Origin of the sequence: Burkholderia sp. MS389, from assembly GCF_016899425.1 — a bacterium.
Lineage (GTDB): Bacteria > Pseudomonadota > Gammaproteobacteria > Burkholderiales > Burkholderiaceae > Burkholderia > Burkholderia sola.
On sequence record NZ_CP045996.1, the window covers coordinates 1,066,130 to 1,085,075 of the forward strand.

13 protein-coding genes are annotated in these 18,946 nt (G+C 66.1%); 6 read left to right on the plus strand and 7 right to left on the minus strand.

The window, feature by feature from the left end; all coding sequences use genetic code 11:
- Window positions 1-415: 415 nt before the first annotated feature.
- Window positions 416-1,906, plus strand: coding sequence for an L-asparagine permease (ansP, locus tag GJG85_RS34450; RefSeq protein ID WP_050017630.1), 1,491 nt, complete (start codon window positions 416-418; stop codon window positions 1,904-1,906).
- A gap of 67 nt (window positions 1,907-1,973) precedes the next feature.
- On the opposite strand, the gene GJG85_RS34455 is transcribed toward ansP, so the two are convergent.
- Entirely contained in the window at window positions 1,974-2,279 is a 306-nt protein-coding gene (locus GJG85_RS34455; RefSeq protein WP_050017642.1) for a DUF4148 domain-containing protein, read from the minus strand.
- A gap of 236 nt (window positions 2,280-2,515) precedes the next feature.
- On the minus strand, window positions 2,516-2,983 hold the full coding sequence (locus GJG85_RS34460; RefSeq protein WP_089490276.1) for an MEKHLA domain-containing protein: 468 nt from the start codon (window positions 2,981-2,983) through the stop codon (window positions 2,516-2,518).
- A gap of 266 nt (window positions 2,984-3,249) precedes the next feature.
- On the opposite strand from GJG85_RS34460, the gene GJG85_RS34465 reads away from it, so the two are divergent.
- From GJG85_RS34465 to asnB, 4 genes are all read left to right on the plus strand, one after another.
- Complete coding sequence (locus GJG85_RS34465) at window positions 3,250-6,486, plus strand: efflux RND transporter permease subunit (protein ID WP_204384621.1); 3,237 nt, start codon at window positions 3,250-3,252, stop codon at window positions 6,484-6,486.
- A 53-nt stretch (window positions 6,487-6,539) separates the two neighbouring features.
- Window positions 6,540-7,949 carry an efflux RND transporter periplasmic adaptor subunit gene (locus GJG85_RS34470; protein ID WP_204384623.1) on the plus strand — a complete coding sequence of 470 codons (1,410 nt, stop codon included), beginning with the start codon at window positions 6,540-6,542 and terminating at the stop codon, window positions 7,947-7,949.
- Window positions 7,950-7,980: 31 nt separating this feature from the next.
- On the plus strand, window positions 7,981-9,522 hold the full coding sequence (locus tag GJG85_RS34475) for an efflux transporter outer membrane subunit (protein WP_204384625.1): 1,542 nt from the start codon (window positions 7,981-7,983) through the stop codon (window positions 9,520-9,522).
- A gap of 692 nt (window positions 9,523-10,214) precedes the next feature.
- A complete protein-coding gene (asnB, locus tag GJG85_RS34480) occupies window positions 10,215-12,035 on the plus strand; it encodes an asparagine synthase (glutamine-hydrolyzing) (RefSeq protein ID WP_124557418.1) in 1,821 nt (606 codons plus the stop codon).
- Between the two features lie 63 nt (window positions 12,036-12,098).
- Here asnB and GJG85_RS34485 read toward each other — a convergent pair whose 3' ends face one another.
- From GJG85_RS34485 to GJG85_RS34505, 5 genes are all read right to left on the minus strand, one after another.
- Window positions 12,099-13,559: a heavy metal sensor histidine kinase gene (locus tag GJG85_RS34485; protein WP_204384627.1), complete on the minus strand. Its 1,461-nt coding sequence runs from the start codon at window positions 13,557-13,559 to the stop codon at window positions 12,099-12,101.
- On the minus strand, window positions 13,556-14,233 hold the full coding sequence (locus GJG85_RS34490; RefSeq protein WP_050014215.1) for a heavy metal response regulator transcription factor: 678 nt from the start codon (window positions 14,231-14,233) through the stop codon (window positions 13,556-13,558). Before GJG85_RS34490 ends, GJG85_RS34485 begins: the two co-directional genes overlap by 4 nt.
- A 300-nt stretch (window positions 14,234-14,533) precedes the next feature.
- Window positions 14,534-15,007, minus strand: coding sequence for a hypothetical protein (locus GJG85_RS34495; RefSeq protein WP_124631900.1), 474 nt, complete (start codon window positions 15,005-15,007; stop codon window positions 14,534-14,536).
- Between the two features lie 92 nt (window positions 15,008-15,099).
- A complete protein-coding gene (locus tag GJG85_RS34500; RefSeq protein ID WP_050014213.1) occupies window positions 15,100-16,386 on the minus strand; it encodes an MFS transporter in 1,287 nt (428 codons plus the stop codon).
- 48 nt (window positions 16,387-16,434) lie between these two features.
- Complete coding sequence (locus tag GJG85_RS34505) at window positions 16,435-17,859, minus strand: M20 family metallopeptidase (RefSeq protein WP_050014212.1); 1,425 nt, start codon at window positions 17,857-17,859, stop codon at window positions 16,435-16,437.
- A gap of 133 nt (window positions 17,860-17,992) precedes the next feature.
- Between GJG85_RS34505 and GJG85_RS34510 the strand changes: the two genes are divergently transcribed.
- The gene (locus GJG85_RS34510; protein ID WP_050014229.1) at window positions 17,993-18,889 is read left to right on the plus strand and encodes a LysR family transcriptional regulator; all 897 of its coding nucleotides are present in this window, start codon (window positions 17,993-17,995) and stop codon (window positions 18,887-18,889) included.
- The last annotated feature ends 57 nt before the right edge of the window (window positions 18,890-18,946 follow it).

The window sequence follows — 18,946 nt, forward strand, 5'->3', positions numbered from 1 at the left end:
ACACCACTCCAGCAAAAACCGGGCCACCGACGTGAAACGCTTGCCGCACCGGCATGAGGCGGAAATTTCGGCGAACCTCTCGGCGAACCGGATTCCTCATTTCGGTGCACGAACCGGTGCCGTCGGTAACGCTTGCCCCCGCAGCGCGCGCCGGCGCACCAAATTACCTATCCGGTTCACCCGGCGCCGGGGCCCTATGCACGGATTCGAACAGCCCCAGTCCAAATTTGCATTCCGTTTGTGACGGGAATTACGGCTGAATACGTTCGCGACGTACCGGGCCTTTCGTCACGTCCGACGAATCGCGATCAGGACGGGCGCGCTCGATTGCGCGCGCGGCTCCTCCGGTACCGGTGGTCCCGATCGTCCCGCGATCGGGGCGAGTCCCATCCCATCCGTGCGCGAGGATACCGTCATGGCATCGATTCCCGACCCGTCGACAACCGGCGAAACCGACAAACGCAGCTGGCTCGAATCGCACGAAGCCGGCTATCACAAGACCCTCGGCAATCGACAGGTGCAGATGATCGCAATCGGCGGGGCCATCGGCACCGGGTTGTTTCTCGGCGCCGGCGCGCGGCTGCAGGCCGCCGGCCCGGCGCTCGCGATCGTCTATCTGGTGTGCGGCGCGTTTTCGTTCCTGATCCTGCGCGCGCTCGGCGAGCTGGTGATGCATCGCCCCAGCAGCGGCAGCTTCGTGTCGTACGCACGCGAATTCCTCGGCGAGAAGGCATCGTTCGTCGCCGGCTGGATGTACTTCCTGAACTGGGCGATGACCGGCATCGTCGACATCACCGCCGTCGCGCTCTACATGCATTACTGGGCGCCGTTCGCGGCCGTGCCGCAGTGGATCTTCGCGCTCGTCGCGCTGTGCATCGTCGCGACGATGAACCTGATCGGCGTGAAATGGTTCGCCGAGATGGAGTTCTGGTTCGCGCTGATCAAGGTCGCCGCGATCGTGCTGTTTCTCGTGATCGGTGCGGCGATCCTCGGCACGGGCATGCCGGTGGCCGGCCATGGCACCGGCATGCATCTGATCACCGACAACGGCGGGTTCTTTCCGCACGGGCTGATGCCGGCGCTGGTGCTGGTGCAGGGCGTGGTGTTCGCGTTCGCGGGCGTCGAACTGGTCGGCACGGCCGCCGGCGAATGCAAGGACGCGCGCAAGGTGCTGCCGCGCGCGATCAACAACGTGATCTGGCGCATCGCGATTTTCTACGTCGCGTCGGTCGTCCTGCTGGTCTGCCTGCTGCCGTGGAGTGCGTACAAGGCGGGCCAGAGCCCGTTCGTCACGTTCTTCGGCGCGCTCGGCGTGCCGGGTATCGGCTCGGTGATGAACCTGGTGGTGCTCACAGCCGCGCTGTCGAGCCTGAACTCCGGCCTGTATTCGACCGGGCGCGTGTTGCGTTCGCTGTCGATGGGCGGCTCGGCCCCCGCGTTCCTCGCGCGGATGAGTTCGCAATCCGTCCCGTACGCGGGCATTCTGGTGACGGTCGCGATCTATGTGGTCGGCGTGCTGCTCAACTATCTGGTGCCGTCGAGCGTGTTCGAGATCGTGCTGAACATCGCGTCGCTCGGCATCATCAGCACATGGGGCTTCATCGTCGTGTGCCAGATGAAGTTCCGCGCCGCGGTCAGGCGCGGCGACGTGGAAGACGTCGCGTTCAGGATGCCGGGCGCGCCCGTGACGTCGTGGCTCACGCTGCTGTTCCTGCTCGGCGTGCTGGTGTTGATGGCATTCGACTACCCGAACGGGACGTGGACGATTGCGTCGATCCCGCTGGTCGCGCTGCTGCTCGTGGCCGGCTGGAAGTGGCTGAGCCGTCGCGCGCGCCGTGCGTTGCTCAAGCCGACGATTCCGTCGATCGCGCTCACGCAGAACGTGCTCGAGAACGGCGAGCACTGACTCGCGGCGGCACGCGCGCCGTCGAACGATCCGCCGTCGGGCCAGCGACGGCGGTCGACCGCCGCATTCAGTGATGCTCGTACAACGACTGCTCGTCGAGCGATGCGAACGACGGCGCAGCGGTCTTGGCCGCGACGCTCGGCCGTGCGGCGGCCGATTGCGCTCGCTGTGCCGCGACCTTCGCTTCCGCGGCCTGGATGTCGTCGGGATAGTACGGATCGCTGCCGACCGGACGATAACCGGCCTTTTCGACGCGGACGAGATCGGCGCGCACGTCGGCCCGTGTGACCGCATGGTCGGTGGTTTGCGCAAATGCGACGATCGGTGCGCTCAGCGCACAGGAAAGCAGGACTGCACGAATCAGGTTGTTCATGATGTTCACCTCTCAAAGATGGCGTGTTCGCGTCCGCAGATCAGGCCGGACCTCCGCTCCCCATCGATGCGATGAAGAGTTGGGTGCATTCTGCGATTCGCGCGCTTTCCTGAAGGTGAGGCTTCGATTACGGTTTTGTCATCTGAGCGCCGGCGCCCGTCGCGGGCCGGCCGGCCCGGTTCGCCGGACACGGTGCGGGCCCGCCACGCGACGCCTATGCCAATCGATCGTCGAGTTCACGCGGACGCGTCGAGCGGCCGTACTTCCGGAATCATCGCGGCCTGCCCGTGCACGATTCCGTCTGCGTCCATGAGCTGCCACACGGTCGCGCGCTCGATCCGGAACCGCTTGCCGGACTTCGTCACCCGCACGCCGCGGTACTCGGACACGAAGCCATCGCGCATCACCTTGTCGAGAAACACCTGGCGCTCGTGGCGCTCCATCGGCTCCGCCGACAGACGGGACGGCAACGCCGTCAGTTCATCCCAGTCGTATTCGAAGATCGCCTGCGCGCGCTGGTTGCCGTACACGAACACCGGGTCGGCCGACGTGTCGTGCGCAAGGATGCCGAACGGCGCCGTCTCGTACAGCCACGCGGCGCCGTCGGATGCGCTCATGCCGTCGGGCACGAGCGGGCCGTTCACGAGCCGGCGATACGAGTCGGCAAGAAGGAGGAAGAAGTTTGCATCGGTGCGCAACGACATCGGTCTGGCTCCTGAAATCAGCGAGATACGCGAACGAGCGAAAGTTTGCCGCCGGACATTATAGGGATGAAGCGGCGCACCGCCGTCGGCGGCGAGGGTCGGCCAGCCCGCATCGCGCTGCGCCGCCCGCCGCACGGCCGATGCCGCCGCCCGCACAGATAACGGTTTCGTAATCTTCGAGTCAGGGTCGGGTCAACGCCGCGCCGGCAGACTGCATGCTCGTCGCATCGAATGCGCATCCAAGCCCTGCTTCGAGGAGCACCATCATGTGGATCGTCCGGCTGGCGTTACGCAGGCCCTACACGTTCGTCGTACTCGCACTGCTGATCTTCATCGCGGGGCCGCTCGCGCTGCTGCGCACGCCGACGGACATTTTCCCGAGCATCGACATTCCGGTCGTCAGCATCGTCTGGTCGTACAACGGCTTCTCCGCCGAGGACATGGCCAAGCGCATCACGTCGAACTACGAACGCGCGCTCACGTCCGACGTCGACGACATCGAGCACATCGAGTCGCAGTCGCTGAACGGCGTGTCGGTCGTGAAGATCTTCTTCCATCCGGGCGCCGACATCAATCGCGCGATCGCGGAAGCCGCGAGCAACGCCGCGTCGATCCTGCGCATCCTGCCGCCCGGCACGCTGCCGCCGAACATCATCACGTACAACGCGTCGACCGTGCCGATCCTGCAGCTCGGCCTGTCGAGCGACACGCTCCCCGAGCAGCAGCTGTACGACCTCGGCAACAGCTTCATCCGCACGCAGCTCGCGACCGTCCAGGGCGCGGCCGTGCCGCTGCCGTTCGGCGGCAAGATTCGCCAGATCGTCGTCGATCTCGATACGCGCGCGCTGCAGGCGAAGGGACTCGCGCCGATCGACGTCGTCAACGCGATCAACGCGCAGAACCTGATCCTGCCGGGCGGCACCGCGAAGATCGGCACGCACGAATACAACGTGCAGATGAACGGCAGCACGCAGACGGTCGCCGCGCTGAACGACCTGCCGGTGAAGACGATCGGCGGTAATGTCGTCTATGTGCGCGACGTCGCGCACGTTCGCGACGGCTACGCGCCGCAGACCAACATCGTACGGGCGGACGGCAAGCGCGCGGCGCTGCTGACGGTCGAGAAGACCGGCAGCACGTCGACGCTGACGATCATCGACCAGGTGAAGACGATGCTGCCGAAGATCGCGGCCGGGCTGCCGAAGGCGCTGCACATTTCGCCGCTCGACGATCAGTCCGTGTTCGTGAAGGCGGCGGTCCAGGGCGTCGTGCGCGAGGCGCTGATCGCCGCGTGCCTGACCGCGCTGATGATCCTGCTGTTCCTCGGCAGCTGGCGCGCGACGCTGATCATCGCGATCACGATCCCGCTCGCGGTGCTCACGTCGCTGCTCGCGCTGTCCGTGCTCGGCCAGACCATCAACATCATGACGCTCGGCGGGCTCGCGCTCGCGGTCGGGATCCTCGTCGACGACGCGACCGTCGCGATCGAGAACATCACGCATCATCTCGAGCTCGGCGCGCCGCTCGAGGAGGCCATTCTGACCGGCGCGGGCGAAATCGCGGTGCCGACCTTCGTGTCGACGCTGTCGATCTGCATCGTGTTCGTACCGATGTTCCTGCTGACCGGCGTCGCGCGCTATCTGTTCGTGCCGCTCGCCGAAGCCGTGATCTTCGCGATGATCGCGTCGTACTTCTTCTCGCGCACGCTGGTGCCGACGCTCGCGATGGCGCTGATGCGCGCCAAAGGCAGCGGCCGGCCGCCGCGCGGCGTATTCGCGCACATCGCACGTTTCCAGGCCGCGTTCGAGCATCGCTTCGAGGCCGTGCGGCTGCGCTATCGCGCGCTGCTGTCGGCGGCGATCGCACATCGCCGCCGCTTCGCGGCCGCGTTCCTGCTCGCCTGCGTCGCATCGACCGGCCTCTATGCGTTCGCCGGGCAGGACTTCTTCCCGTCGGTCGACACCGGCGAGATCCGCCTGCACCTGCGCGCGCCGACCGGCACGCGGATCGAGGAAACCGCGCGGCTGACCGACCAGGTCGAAGCAAAGATCCGCGGCGTGATTCCGGCGAACCAACTCGCCGGCGTGCTCGACAACATCGGCGTGCCGGTGAGCGGGATCAACCTCACGTACGACTCGTCGGACCCGATCGGCACCGAGGACGCCGACGTGCTCGTCACGCTGAAGCCGAATCACGCGTCGACCGCCGCGTACGTCGCGAAGCTGCGCAACGTGCTCGCGCAATCGTTCCCCGGCGTGACGTTCGCGTTCCTGCCGGCCGACATCGTCAGCCAGATCCTCAATTTCGGGCTGCCCGCGCCGATCGACATCCAGATCGTCGGCAACAAGCTCGACCAGAACCGGGCGGTCGCGAACGCGCTGCTCGCGAAGCTGCGCGGCGTGCGCGGGCTCGTCGACGCGCGCATCCAGCAGCCCGGCGACGAACCGGCGATCAACGTGAACGTCGATCGCACGAAGGCGATCCAGGCCGGCCTCGAACAGCGCGACGTCGCGCAGAACCTGCTGATCGCACTGTCCGGCAGCTCGCAGACGACGCCGAACTTCTGGCTCGATCCGCGCAACGGCGTCAGCTACCCGGTGCTCGTGCAGACGCCGCAATACACGGTGAATTCGCTGCAGTCGCTCGCGAACGTGCCGCTGCCCGCCGGCACCGCCCGCTCGCCGCAGACGCCGGCCGGCGGCCCGGCCGCGGGCGTGCCCGCGCAGAACCTGCTCGGCTCGCTCGGCACGTTCTCGCGCGCGACGCAGCAGGCCGTGGTGTCGCACTACAACGTGCAACCCGTGCTCGACATCTTCGCGTCGGTGCAGGGGCGCGACCTCGGCGGCGTCACGGCCGACGTGACGACGCTCGTCGACGCCGCGCGCGCGCAACTGCCGCCCGGCTCGTCGATCGTGCTGCGCGGCCAGGTGCAGGCGATGCACGAATCGTTCGCGGGCCTGCTCGGCGGCCTCGCGCTCGCGATCTCGCTGGTCTACCTGCTGATGGTCGTGAACTTCCAGTCGTGGCTCGATCCGCTCGTGATCGTCGGCGGGCTGCCGGCGTCGCTCGCCGGTATCGCGTGGATGCTGTTCGTCACGCGCACCACGTTGTCGGTGCCCGCGCTGACCGGCACGATCCTGTGCATCGGCATCGCGACCGCGAACAGCATCCTCGTCGTGAATACGGCGCGCGAGCTGCTCGCGGGCAGCGCATCGCCGTGGCAGGCCGCGCTCGACGCCGGCTTCAGCCGCTTCCGGCCCGTCGTGATGACCGCGCTCGCGATGCTGATCGGCATGTTGCCGATGGCGCTCGGCCTCGGCGACGGCGGCGAGCAGAACGCGCCGCTCGGCCGCGCGGTGATCGGCGGCCTCGCGTTCGGCACGGTGTCGACGCTGCTGTTCGTGCCGGTGCTGTTCGGCTTCGTCCACGCGTGGCTCGCGCGGCGTCGCGACGCCGCCGCCCGGCGCGCGCAGCACGCACCCGATACGCCGGCGCTGCGTTGAGCGCAGGCGCCCCACCTTTCCTATCCATCGATTCGCCCGACCCCGGACCCATCATGAACGACTCGATCGAACCCGTCGCCCCGCCGCCCGCCGCCGAAGCGGCCACCGCGGCCGCAGCCGTACCGCCCGCCGCCCGCGGCGGCGCCCCCGACACCCCGCCGGCCCGCGGCCGCCGCAAGCTGGCCGTGCCGCTCGCGGCCGTCGCGCTCGCCGCCGCGCTGCTCGCGCTCGGCATCGTGCCGCGTATCGACGCACGCGCCGCGCAACGTGCGCAGGTGGCCGTGGAGCAGGCGCTGCCGGTGTCCATCGTCGTGCCCGGCGCGGCGCCGGCCGACCAGACGCTGACGTTGCCCGGCTCGGTCGCGCCCTATGCGGACGCATCGATCTATGCGCGCACGAGCGGCTATATCGCACACTGGAGCGTCGATCTCGGCACGCACGTGAAGGCCGGCCAGACGCTCGCGCAGATCTCGGCGCCCGATCTCGACGCGCAGCTGCGCCAGGCGCGCGCCGACGAAGCGAGCGCGCAGGCGAACTACGACTATGCGAAATCGACCGCGCAGCGCTGGCAGGACATGCTGAAAACGCAGTCGGTGTCGCAGCAGGACACCGACACGAAGGTCGCGGACATGAACGCGAAGCGCGCGATGCTCGCGTCCGCGCAGGCGAACGTCGCGCACCTTGCCGAACTCGTGTCGTACGAGTCCGTCACCGCGCCGTTCGACGGCGTGATCACCGCACGCAACGTCGACGTCGGCACGCTGGTCACCGCGGGCGGCACGCCCGGCAGCCCCGGCCTGTCGGGCGAACTGTTCCATCTCGAACAGACGGACACGCTGCGCGTGTTCGTCGACGTGCCGCAGGACAGCGCGGCCGGCGTATCGACCGGCACGCCGGTCTACCTGACGACGCCGCAGTATCCGGGGCGGCGCGTTGCCGCGCGTGTCGCGCGCAGCGCGGGCGCGATCGATCCCGTCACGCGCACGCTGCGCGTCGAGATCGACGTCGACAACCGCGACGGCACGCTGATGCCCGGTGCGTATGCGCAGGCGCATCTCGTCTTGCCGAGCGCGGCGCCGGCGCTCGACCTGCCGGTCAGTGCGCTGCTGTTCCGCCCGAACGGCGTGACGGTCGCCACCGTCGGCGCGAACGGACGCACCGCGCTGAAGACCGTGCGGATCGGGCGCGATTTCGGCACGCGCGTGGAGATCGTCGCGGGGCTCGCGGCGACCGATCGCGTGATCGATAACCCCGGCGATGCGATCACGGCCGGGGAAGCCGTGAAGATCGTGGCGACTTCGCGCGATGCGGCGCCGGTTGCGGCTTCGGCTGCTTCGGCTGCTTCGTCCGCGCAGGCCGCGCAACCGGCGTCCGCGACCGGTGCGCGCGACGTGCCGCCGCTGCGCGCGGCCGGCGTCGCACGCGCTGCTTCAACGCCCGCTCCGGCGCCCGCCCGCGGCTAACCCATCGACGACCACCCACGAGATGCCTGCCATGCGCCTTCTTCATCCGCTCCCGTTCGCTCGCCGCATCGTCGCGCTCGGCGCCGTCGCCACATTGACCGCCTGCTCGACGCTGCCGCCCTATTCGCCGCCCGCCGTCGCGGTGCCCGCGCACTACGCGGGCGCGCCGGCCGCACCGGCCGCGCAAGCCGGCTGGCACGTCGCGATGCCCGCGGACGCCGCCGCGCGCGGCGCGTGGTGGACCGTGTTCGGCGACGCCGACCTGAACACGCTCGAAGCCCGCGTCGACGTGTCGAACCAGACGGTGAAGAAAGCCGTCGCCGACCTGCAGCAGGCACGCGCGATGGTCGACTATCAGCACGCCGGGTTCCTGCCGACGATCACGGCGGGCGTCGCGCAAAGCCGCTCGCGCGTGTCGCAGAACCGGCTCGGTTCGTCGCTCGCCGGCAAGACGACGCCCGACTACCAGGCCGGCGTGGCCGCGAGCTGGGAACCGGACGTATTCGGCCGCGTGCGCGACGCGGTGACCGGCGCGCAGGCGAATGCCGCCGCGAGCGCGGCCGACCTGCAGGCCGTGAAGCTGTCGGTCACGGCCGAACTCGCGACCGACTATTTCGCGCTGCGCTCGCTCGACACGCAGAAGCAGTTGCTCGATGACACGGTGCACGCGTACGCGGACGCGCTGACGCTGCTCAAGCAGCAACTCGCGGCCGGTGCGATCGACGCGTCGGCGGTTGCGCAAGCCGACACGCAGCTCGAATCGACGCGCACGCAGGACACCGACATCGACGCGTCGCGTGCGCAGTTGCAGCACGCGATCGCGACGCTCGTCGGCGAGAGCGCATCGACGTTCGCGCTGCCGCCGCGCGTGCAGGCGTTCCACGTGCCGGCCATTCCGGCCGGCGTGCCGTCGCAATTGCTCGAGCGGCGGCCCGACATCGCGGCGGCCGAGCGCCGTGTCGCGGCCGCGAACGCGCAGATCGGCGAGGCGCGCGCCGCGTTCTTTCCCGATCTGGTGCTGTCGGCGAGCGCCGGCCTCGAGAGTTCGTTCTTCGCGCCGTGGCTCGCCGCGCCGAGCCTGTTCTGGTCGCTCGGCCCGCAACTCGCCGGCACGCTGTTCGACGGCGGCCGCCGCAGCGCGTCGCTGCGCGGCGCGCATGCGCAATACGACGGCGCGGTCGCCGATTACCGGCAAACCGTGCTCGTCGCGTTCCAGCAGGTCGAGGATCAGTTGTCCGCGATCGGTGCGCTCGCATCCGAAGCCGGCAGCCAGCAACGCGCGACCGACGCGGCCGACCTGTCGCTGCGGCTGACGACGAATCGCTTCAATGCGGGCGCCGTCAGCTATCTGGACGTGGTGACCGCGCAGACGATCGCGCTGACGAACCGGCGCACGGCCGATCAGATCGACGCGCGGCGGATCGAGGCGGAAGTCGGGTTGCTGAAGGCATTGGGTGGTGGCTGGCAGACAGGGGCGAACGCAGGCTCTGGTGCGGAATCGAACACCGGCGTGATGGAACACGCCGGGGCCGCGCAACCCGAACCCGCCGTCACGCCGCCGGCGGCTGGTTGAACCTGCAAGGAACGCGTGCCGCGCGCTATGCCCGCAAAAATCCTTTCGCGGCGCACTTGCGATGCTGTCTAGGGTCTGTTTACATATGGAACGCGCATGCGAATGCCCGAAATCGCTCGTAGGGCAAGGAGTGAGGAGCGCCGTTTGGCCGAGCCAAACAAGCGACGAGCGACGCCGCCATACGGGCGATTTCGGGCATTCCCGTGGAATGATTTTTTAATTTGGGGTTGCCACGAGAACGGCCGCTCGCCGCGTTGCGCCCCTTGCGAATACGTCAGTATTCGCGGCGTCGCGCGCCTCGCGAGCGGCCGTTCTCGTGGCAACGCATGCGCGTTCCATATGTAAACAGACCCTAGGGTAAACAACCACTAGAGTCGCCCCACCGGGCTTCGGATGATGGTTATATTGTTGTGCACGCACCAATTTGTTGATCATCCGTTACGTGCACGCTATGCTTTTGTCACGAGTAGCTTTCCTCATTACGCCGCTCATGAACCCAATCCGACATTGCAAGCGCTTGAAGGCGCATTAGCAAAATCTTCGCGCATACGTCCCCCGTTTTTTGCATGAGCGCAACGCGTGCAGACACAAAAAGAACGTCGCTCTCAGCCTTTGCTGACGGCACTACCACGAGTTTTCCCATTAGCCGTATCTGTGGTGACCGTTAGCAGAAACTTCGAACGGCAACAGCGATGGACCACGCTGTTGCTCGCCCCCGTTCAACCGGGCGCGACCGTCTGATGTGCGGCTTGGCTGGGCTGATTCGCTACGACGGCCAGGCACCCGCACAGGTCGAGCGGGTGCTCGCCATGCGCGAGCGACAACGGCATCGTGGGCCGGACGGCCGGGGCTTATGGCATGACCAACACGCCGTGCTTGCTCACGACCGTTTGGCGCTACTCGACGCCGAGCATGGCGCGCAGCCGATGTGCAGTGCCGACCATCGTTACGTGCTGGTCTACAACGGTGAAATCTACAACTACGCTGAGCTTCGCCGCGAACTGAGCGCGCACTGGTCGTTCCGTACGAACACCGACACCGAGGTGGTGCTAGCCGCGTATGCGGTTTGGGGCGAAGTGTGTCTTCGGCGCTTCAACGGCATGTTCGCGTTCCTGGTGTGGGACACCCATCGTCAACGCGCCTTTGCCGCGCGCGACCGGCTGGGCGTCAAGCCGTTCGTTTACCTGCAACAGGGGCCGGAATTCCTGTTTGCGTCGGAGGCCAAAGGACTGCTGCCCGCGATGCAAGCGCCGCGTGCGAATATCGACGCCGTGCTGGAATACCTGGTGGCGCCGTTCTTCAGCGGCGTGGCGCAACCCATGTTCGAAGGCATGGCGTACCTGCCGCCCGGGCATCTGCTGCGCGTGGATCGCGATGGCTTGCAGCTGTCGCGCTGGGCGCCGGAGATTGCCGAAAACCCGGCCACCCGGGCCGACGATATCGCTCCCGCGCTGCGCGAGCGCCTCGCCGCAGCCGTCCAGCGCAGCTTGATCGCCGATACACCGGTCGGCCTGTTTTTCAGCGGTGGCCTCGACTCCACGCTGATCGGCGGCCTAGCGCGAGCGGCAGGTGCGACACCGCCCTGCTTCACCATTCGCTTTGAAGATCACCATCGCTACGACTACGCGCGTTCGCTGATCGTGGCTTCCGACGATCAACCTTTCGCCGAGCAGGCCGCCGATGAATTGGGTTTGCCACGTGAAGACGTCACACCGACGCGCTCGACACTCGCCCAGGATCTGCTGCAATTGGCCACGCAGAACGATGCACTGCCCGCGTGGGAACAGGAGCTGGCGCAACATTACCTGGCGCGAGCCGCCAGCACGCGCCTCAAGGCGGTATTGGTCGGCGATGCCGCCGATGAAACGCACTACGGCTATCACTTCTTGCTCGACCCGCACGCCACCCGTGACCCGACCCATATCCTGCAACGCTTGACCGCCGATCCCTATCTACGGCCCGGCCTGCTGGCGCAACCGTTGCAACACTACGGCGAGGTCTATCGCCAACTGGCGATCGCCGCCGGACACGATTGGCATACGCCCGCCTCACGTCTGCGCGCCACGCAATGGCTGGTGCGCCATCGTTGGTTGCAGCGGCTGTTGCATAACGGCGATATCCATGGGATGGCACATGGACTGGAAGCGCGCATCCCCTTCAGCGATACCGAAGTTCTGGACCTGGCTGCCACCATTCCGGCCGAACTGGCGCTACGTGATGGCGTGGAAAAGGCCATGTTGCGCGAAGCGTCGCGCGGTGCGTTGCCGGAAGCCGTGCGCCTGCGCAGGAAATCGGCCTTACCCAAGGATCAAGGCAACGGCGAGGCATTGCGCCAGCACACCCGCGAAATACTGGCTACGGACGCCGACCGCATCGCCGGCTTGCTCGACGTACCCCGGCTGCAGCGCCGCTGCGCCGATCCATCGCCGCTGAATGAACAAGAGCGCGCCATCATGTTTCGGGCGTGCTCGTTGGCTCACTGGTCGCGGGTTCACGGCGTGAGCATGCCATGAGGCGAGCCTCGTTTTGCGTGGTGCCCGAGAAGGAGCATCTCAATCTTTGTGTCGAACCCGCCGTCACGCTGCCGGCGGCCGGTTGAACGTGAGCACGAACCGCGTGTCGCGCGCGTCGCTTTCGACCTGCGCGGTGCCGCCGTGGAGTTCCATCACCGAGCGCACGATCGCAAGGCCGAGCCCGGCCGTGCCGCCCGGCACACCGCCGCTGCGCGCGGGGTCGCCGCGCACGAACCGGTCGAAGATCCGCGGCAGCAGCGCGGGATCGATCGGCTCGCCCGGATTAGCGACGACGACGCGCACCGCGTCCGGCGTTTCGTCGACAGCGAGCGTGATGACGCCACCGGCCGGCGTGTAACGCAGCGCGTTCGCGAGCAGGTTGCCCACCGCGCGACGAAACAGCTCGACGTCGGCGGTCAGTTGCCCGTGCCCGTCGACGCGCAGCGTCGAGCCCGCTTCGTCGGCGAGCCCCTCGAAATACTCGGCGATGCGCTCGAGTTCCTCGCGCACGTCGAATGCGCGCTGCCGCGTGACGAAGCTCGGGTGCTCGGCGCGCGCGAGAAACAGCACGTTCTCGATCATCCGCGCGAGACGGTCGTATTCCTCGAGATTCGATTCGAGCAGCGTCTGGTACTCGTCGACCGAACGCGGTCGCGCGAGCGCGACTTCGGTCGCGCCGCGCATGTTGTTCAGCGGCGTGCGCAAGTCGTGCGCGAGATCGGCGCTGAATTGCGACAGATGCGCGAACGCCTGCTGCAGGCGGCCGAGCATCGCGTTCTGCGCATCGACGAGCGCGCGCAGTTCGGGCGGCGCGCGCGACGCATCGAGCCGCGTGTCGAGCTTGTCGACCGTGATCCGGCCGGTGTCGTCGACGATCTCGCGCAGCGGCGCGAGCGCCTGGCGAATCAGCCAGTACCCGAGCAGCAGCGCGAACAGCGCGCCGAGCGCGCCGGCAAGCTTGAGCCGGTCGCGGTAGCCTTCGAGCAGATCGGCCCGGTCGTGCATGTTGCGCGCGATCGCGATGCGGATCGGCGTGCGGTCGCCGAGTGCGGCCTCGATCAGGACGCCGCGCATCGGCGTGCCGCCGCCGGTGGTCCATGTGACGAGCCGGTCGGCCGTGATCCGGTCGTTCGACGGAACCGGCACCGCGTGCGGCGCGAACAGCTGCGCGTCCGCCAGCGGAACGGATGCGGCCGCAGGCGCGTCGTCGAGCGCCGCGAGCCGGACGTTGTGGCGCGCGAGCACGTCGCCCTGCGCATCGACGACGACCATCGACAGCGCCTCGTTGCCCAGCACCTGGCTCGTGAGCCGCTCCGCGTGCGCGCGAACCGCGTCGAGCGACTCGAGTTCGCCCGCGAGCCGGCGCGTGTGACGCGCGGCCAGCACGATGTCCAGATCGTCCTGCGTGTTGACCTGTCGCTCGAGGCCCGCATACACGTATGCGCCGACGAGCGCGAACGCGGCGAGCGTGGTTGCGGCGAACGCGAGCGCGAGCGTCGCCGCAAGCGAGCGCGGGCGCGTCATGCGTCGTCCTTCGGTTCGAGCACGTAGCCCACGCCGCGCACGGTATGGATCAGCTTGACCGGGAACGCATCGTCGATCTTCGCGCGCAGGCGCCGGATCGCGACCTCGACGACGTTGGTGTCACTGTCGAAATTCATGTCCCACACGTACGACGCGATCTGCGTGCGGCTCAGCACCTCGCCCTGCCGGCGCGCGAGCAGCTGCAGCAGCGAGAATTCGCGCGGCGTCAGGTCGATCCGCGTGGCGCCGCGCTTCACGCGGCGGCGCACCACGTCGATTTCCAGATCGCCGACCACCAGGTGTTCGGTCTCGCGCGGCGGCCCGCGACGCGCGAGCGTGCGGATGCGGGCGAGCAGTTCGACGAACGCGAACGGCTTCACGAGGTAGTCGTCGGCGCCGAGTTCGAGGCCGTGCACGCGGTCCTGCACGTCGTCGCGCGCGGTCAGGAACAGCACCGGCGTCGTGTGCGTTTCGCGCAGCCGCTTGAGCACGCCCCAGCCGTCGAGCACGGGCAGCATCACGTCGAGCACGATCACGTCGTAACGCTCTTCCTGCGCGAGCATCAGCCCTTCAGCGCCGTCCTTCGCGAGATCGACACTGAAGCCCGATTCCTCGAGCCCCTTCTTCAGGTACGCGCCCGTCTTCGGTTCGTCTTCGACTATCAGGATGCGCATGGCGGCTCCGTCGCATTCGTGGGGACATCCGGCGATGTTACCCGGAAACGGCGACACGGCTTCGCTCCGTGCAGGCCCGAACGGCGTAGATGACAAAACGGTAATCGGACGGTCAGCCTGGCGTGCGGTCGCGGCGCCAGACGGCGGATTCCCGCGCCGTCGGTCCTGATGCGCGACTTTTTCGACCAATTGCCGTGCGGTCGGCTATCGCAGGCGGTGCATCGCGCCCGCTCTCCGGCATTGAAATGACTCGATGAAATCCGGAAGGCCGCATGCCGAAGCAAGACCATTTTGATCGTATTAATAGATCAACATGTTCTCGGCGATCGCATGCTTCAACTCCTTCAGAACAAGCGTGAGAAGACGAGATACCTGTATTTCGACATCGTCGCCGTCGAAAGTAACGAGCGCACTCACCCTGTTCCCTTCGATGCCGCCGACCCAGTCGAGGTCCTGCGGGCGTGTCGACCACACCAGCAACGGCACGCCTCGCGGCAATCGACCCGATCGGCACTCCGCGCTCGTCTTCGCCGCATCGGGACCGTTACCCGGCATGAGCGACGCGCTCCATGCACGGTGCGCATCGACGGGATCGTCAATCTGGAGAAGCGCGACTTCCGGCATCGCCGTGAAGCACGCTACGGTCGCCAAAACCGCGGCAACGCCGAGGCTCGGATCAATGACGACACACACGCGGGCCCGCTCCGAAGGCGGCAACAGCCAATTCCACGTCGACGCGACCGACGATACCGTGTCCAGTTTCCTTGCACTCATCCCGATCTCTCCTCGCATGTCGTCGAAACAGTCTCGGACCGCACCCGACGAAGCAATCGCTCGACTGTGCGGGATTCTCTCGATGCGCCGCCTTATCGGAGATTCAACATTGATCGACAGCCGCGCAACGCCATCAAGCTCAGCACGCCGAGCAACATCAGGTAAAGCGCCGGCGATGCCAAATTGCCTGTCTGATGGATCAACGATGCGACGATCAGCGGCGCGAAACCGCCAAAAAGCGTGACGCCGATGTTGTAGCTGATGGCCATGCCCGTCGCTCGGGTTTCTGTCGGAAATACTTCCGCCATCAGCGCCGGCAGCGCGCCGAAATAGACCGCCTTCAGCGTCCCGATCCAGGCCATCATCGCAATGAGCCTTCCCAGATCGGGATGTGCGCCAAGCAATTTGAAAACCGGATAAATGGTCAGAATGAATGCCATCCCGGCCCAGATCATCAGCCTGACGCGGCCGATCCCGTCCGACAGATAGCCGACGAACGGCGTCACGAACGTCAGGATGGCGCCGGTCAACGTCGTTGCGATGAAGCCGAAACTGGCGGGCAGATGAAGCTCACGTACCGCGTAGGTCGGAATGTAAAGAATGACGTAGCTGGCGCCGGTGGAAAGGACGAGCGTACCGATCGCCAACAACATCCTGGCTTTCTGGTTGACGAACACTTCCCTTACCGGGAACGATTCGCGCTTTTCACGCGTTGCGCCGTCGGCCTCATGCACGTGCTTTCGCAGGTACAGGCCGACGGGGCCGATCAACACGCCAAAGAGAAACGGTATGCGCCAGCCCCATGCGTCGATGGCGTCTGCATCGAGCGTCAAGGTCAGGAGAACGCCGAAACCGGCCGCGAGCATATAGCTCAATCCCTGACTCGCGAACTGGAAGCTGGCGAACAATCCCTTGCGTTCGGGACACTGTTCCACCAGAAATGCAGTGGTACTGCCGAACTCGCCGCCCGCGGAAAAGCCCTGAAGCAGTCGAGCGCAGATGACCAGAATCGGTGCGATCACGCCGATCGACGCGTAACTCGGCGTCAGTGCGATCGTCGTCGTGCCGATCATCATCGTCACAATCGACACCATCATCGATGCCTTGCGACCGCGGCGATCCGCATACGAACCCAGCACGAGCGCGCCGATCGGCCTGGCCAAATACGAGATCGCGAACGTCCCGAACGTCAGAAGAAGGGAGACCCCGCTACTCGACGCCGGAAAGAAAGCCTTTGAAATCGAGATCGCGAAGAATCCATAAATCAGTATGTCGAACCACTCCAAGGCATTGCCGACCGTTGCGGCGGACACCAGTCGCAACACGTTTGGAGCCTGTTCTCTTGTGGGCGCGGCATCCACCATTTCCATCGTACGCATCTCATTCTCCGGTAACCTACGATAACAAGTGCATTAAAAATTGGCGTCTTATGCCTGGGCGACAAGCACTCCTTCCTTGCGCCGATCCCGGACGGCGGATGCCGACTCCCCGAGATCCCAAAATATGCCGGCCATGATCTGAAGCGCCTCACGCGCGACACTTCCAAGCAGGTGTTCGTTCGGTGCATGCTGCGAGCAGGCGCCGTATGAGTGCGGAATCCAGACCGTCGGAAGGCCCAGCACCTCGGAAAAGACGTCGTTGGGCAGCGACCCGCCAAGATTGGGCAGCAAATCCGGCTGCTTGCCGGTCGTCCGCTCGATCGAATCGAGCGCCCATGCGACCCACGGATCTTCCGGCGGCAGGCGCGTGGCGCCCATCCGCTCGCCGATGGCCACCTCGACCCGATCGAACCCGCATGCGTCGAGGCGATGCCGCAAGACTTCTTCGATACGCTCGCAATCCGTACCGACGACGTACCTGAGTTGGCAATGCGCGTGCGCAACGGGCGGAATCGCGCCGATCGGGCTGGTCGGGTTACCGGTGGTAAAGGCCAGTACTTCCAGCGCGTTCCATGCATAGACGCGCTCCTGGGCGGTCAAGCCAGGTTCGCCCCAATCGGCATCGACGTGAGGATCGTTGGGCCCGCCGCCGACGGCAATATGCTTCAGCGCAGTCCGCACCGCATCCGGAATATGCGTCGGCAACAGCGCGTCAACGAGGATCCGCCCCCGCCCGTCGACCAGCGACGAGATCGCGTTGGCGAGGACGGTGCCGGCATTGCCGAGCGCCCCGCCCCAATTTCCGGAATGATGTGCGCCCGACCGGAGCCGGACGGAAAGCGTGAAGTTGACGAACCCGCGCGACCCGAGAAAAACGCAAGGGACGTTCGATCTGGCCCGGGGGCCGTCCGAAGCGATCAGAATGTCGGCGGCGAGAAGGTCCTGGTTCTGCTCGCAGACCGCACGCAGCCCGGGCGATCCGGTCTCTTCCCCCATCTCGAGCAGCAGCGTCGCATTGAAACCCAGGCGTCGATGCCTGGCCGCGACGACTTGCTCCAGCGCGGCCAGGTTGATCGTGTGTTGCCCTTTGTTGTCCGCGGTGCCCCGCCCAAACCATCGGTCTCCTTCAACCGTGACGTTCCATGGCGACATCTGGTCCTTCCACTGTCCGTCATGGCCACGGACGACATCACCGTGCCCGTACATCAGGATCGTCGGAAGCGAGGGATCCTCGATACGCGTCGCAATCAAGAACGGCGCGCTCCCCGCAACCGGGTTCTCGACGATACGAGACTCGAAACCCATACGGTCGATCGACGGGACGATCTCGTCGACGAGGTAGGCTCTAAGATCGTCGGCCCTTCCGGAATCCTGACTTTCCGTCATCATGTGGACGCGTCGCGCGAGATCTTTCAGGAAGCCCCCCGAATCGAAATATGTTGTGGCAGAGTCGATTGCTTGGCGGCGCGTCATGACGATCCTCGCGTGTATTGTGGAAGAGCGGTTTGTTCAACCCTGATGGATCAAGCGTACGGAGCCAAAACGCGCACTACAATTGACTTTTTTGCGTGCCCTGCTTTCCAATAACGCAAACTTGGCGGCCGTCATGCACAACGCTGCACTCCGATACTTCCTTGCCGTTGCCAACACCGGTTCGCTGAGCGAGGCGTCCGAGAAGCTGCACGTTTCGATCTCGGCGATCAGCCGTCAGATGACGAGGCTCGAGGAGGAGGTCGGCTGCCCGCTGTTCGAGCGTCAGGCGCGCGGCATGGTCCCCAACAAGGCCGGGGAGCTGTTGGCTGCGCATGTCCGACGAACCCTGCTCGAAGGTCAGCAGGTGATCGAGGAGATCAAGGCGCTGAACTCATTCGATCGGAGCACGATCCGCGTCTCGACGTCGGAGGCGTTTGCCCGGGATGTTCTCCCTCGCGCCATCACGCAATTTCTGGAAAAGTCGCCCGGTACCCGTTTCGAGGTGGCAGTGACAGCGCCGAAAGAGGTGACGGCACACGTCCGCACCGGCGAAGCCGATATCGGCCTGACGTTCGGTGTCGTACGAGAGCCGGAGATCAACGTCGAGTACACGCAGAGCGCGCCCATTTGCGCGGTCATGCCCCGTTCTCACGCGCTGGCCGGGCGTGCGACGGTATCGATGGCGGAGTTGCGGAATTTCCCGATTGCGCTGCTTGACCGCGGCACGACGATCCGTCAGCTTTTCGATACGACGGCGAGCCTGGAGAATCTTCTCTTCGAGCCTGTCCTGACCTGCAACAACTCCAACATGCTGTATGCATTCACTCAAATGTCGGGGGTCGTGTCCCTGACGAGCCGTCTGACGGTGCAGGCGCGTCTGGCGACGGACGGTCTGGTAGCGATACCGATCGATCATCCGGGCATGTCGTTGCGTGCGATCCAGATCCAGACCTTGACCGGAAGAGTGTTGTCGACCGTATTGATCGACTTCGTTGGCGAATTGGTGAAGCAACTGCAAACGGCCGATTAGGTACACGGCGACGTCGCACTGTTGTCACGCCCAGTCCGAATCCCACGAACTGGGACA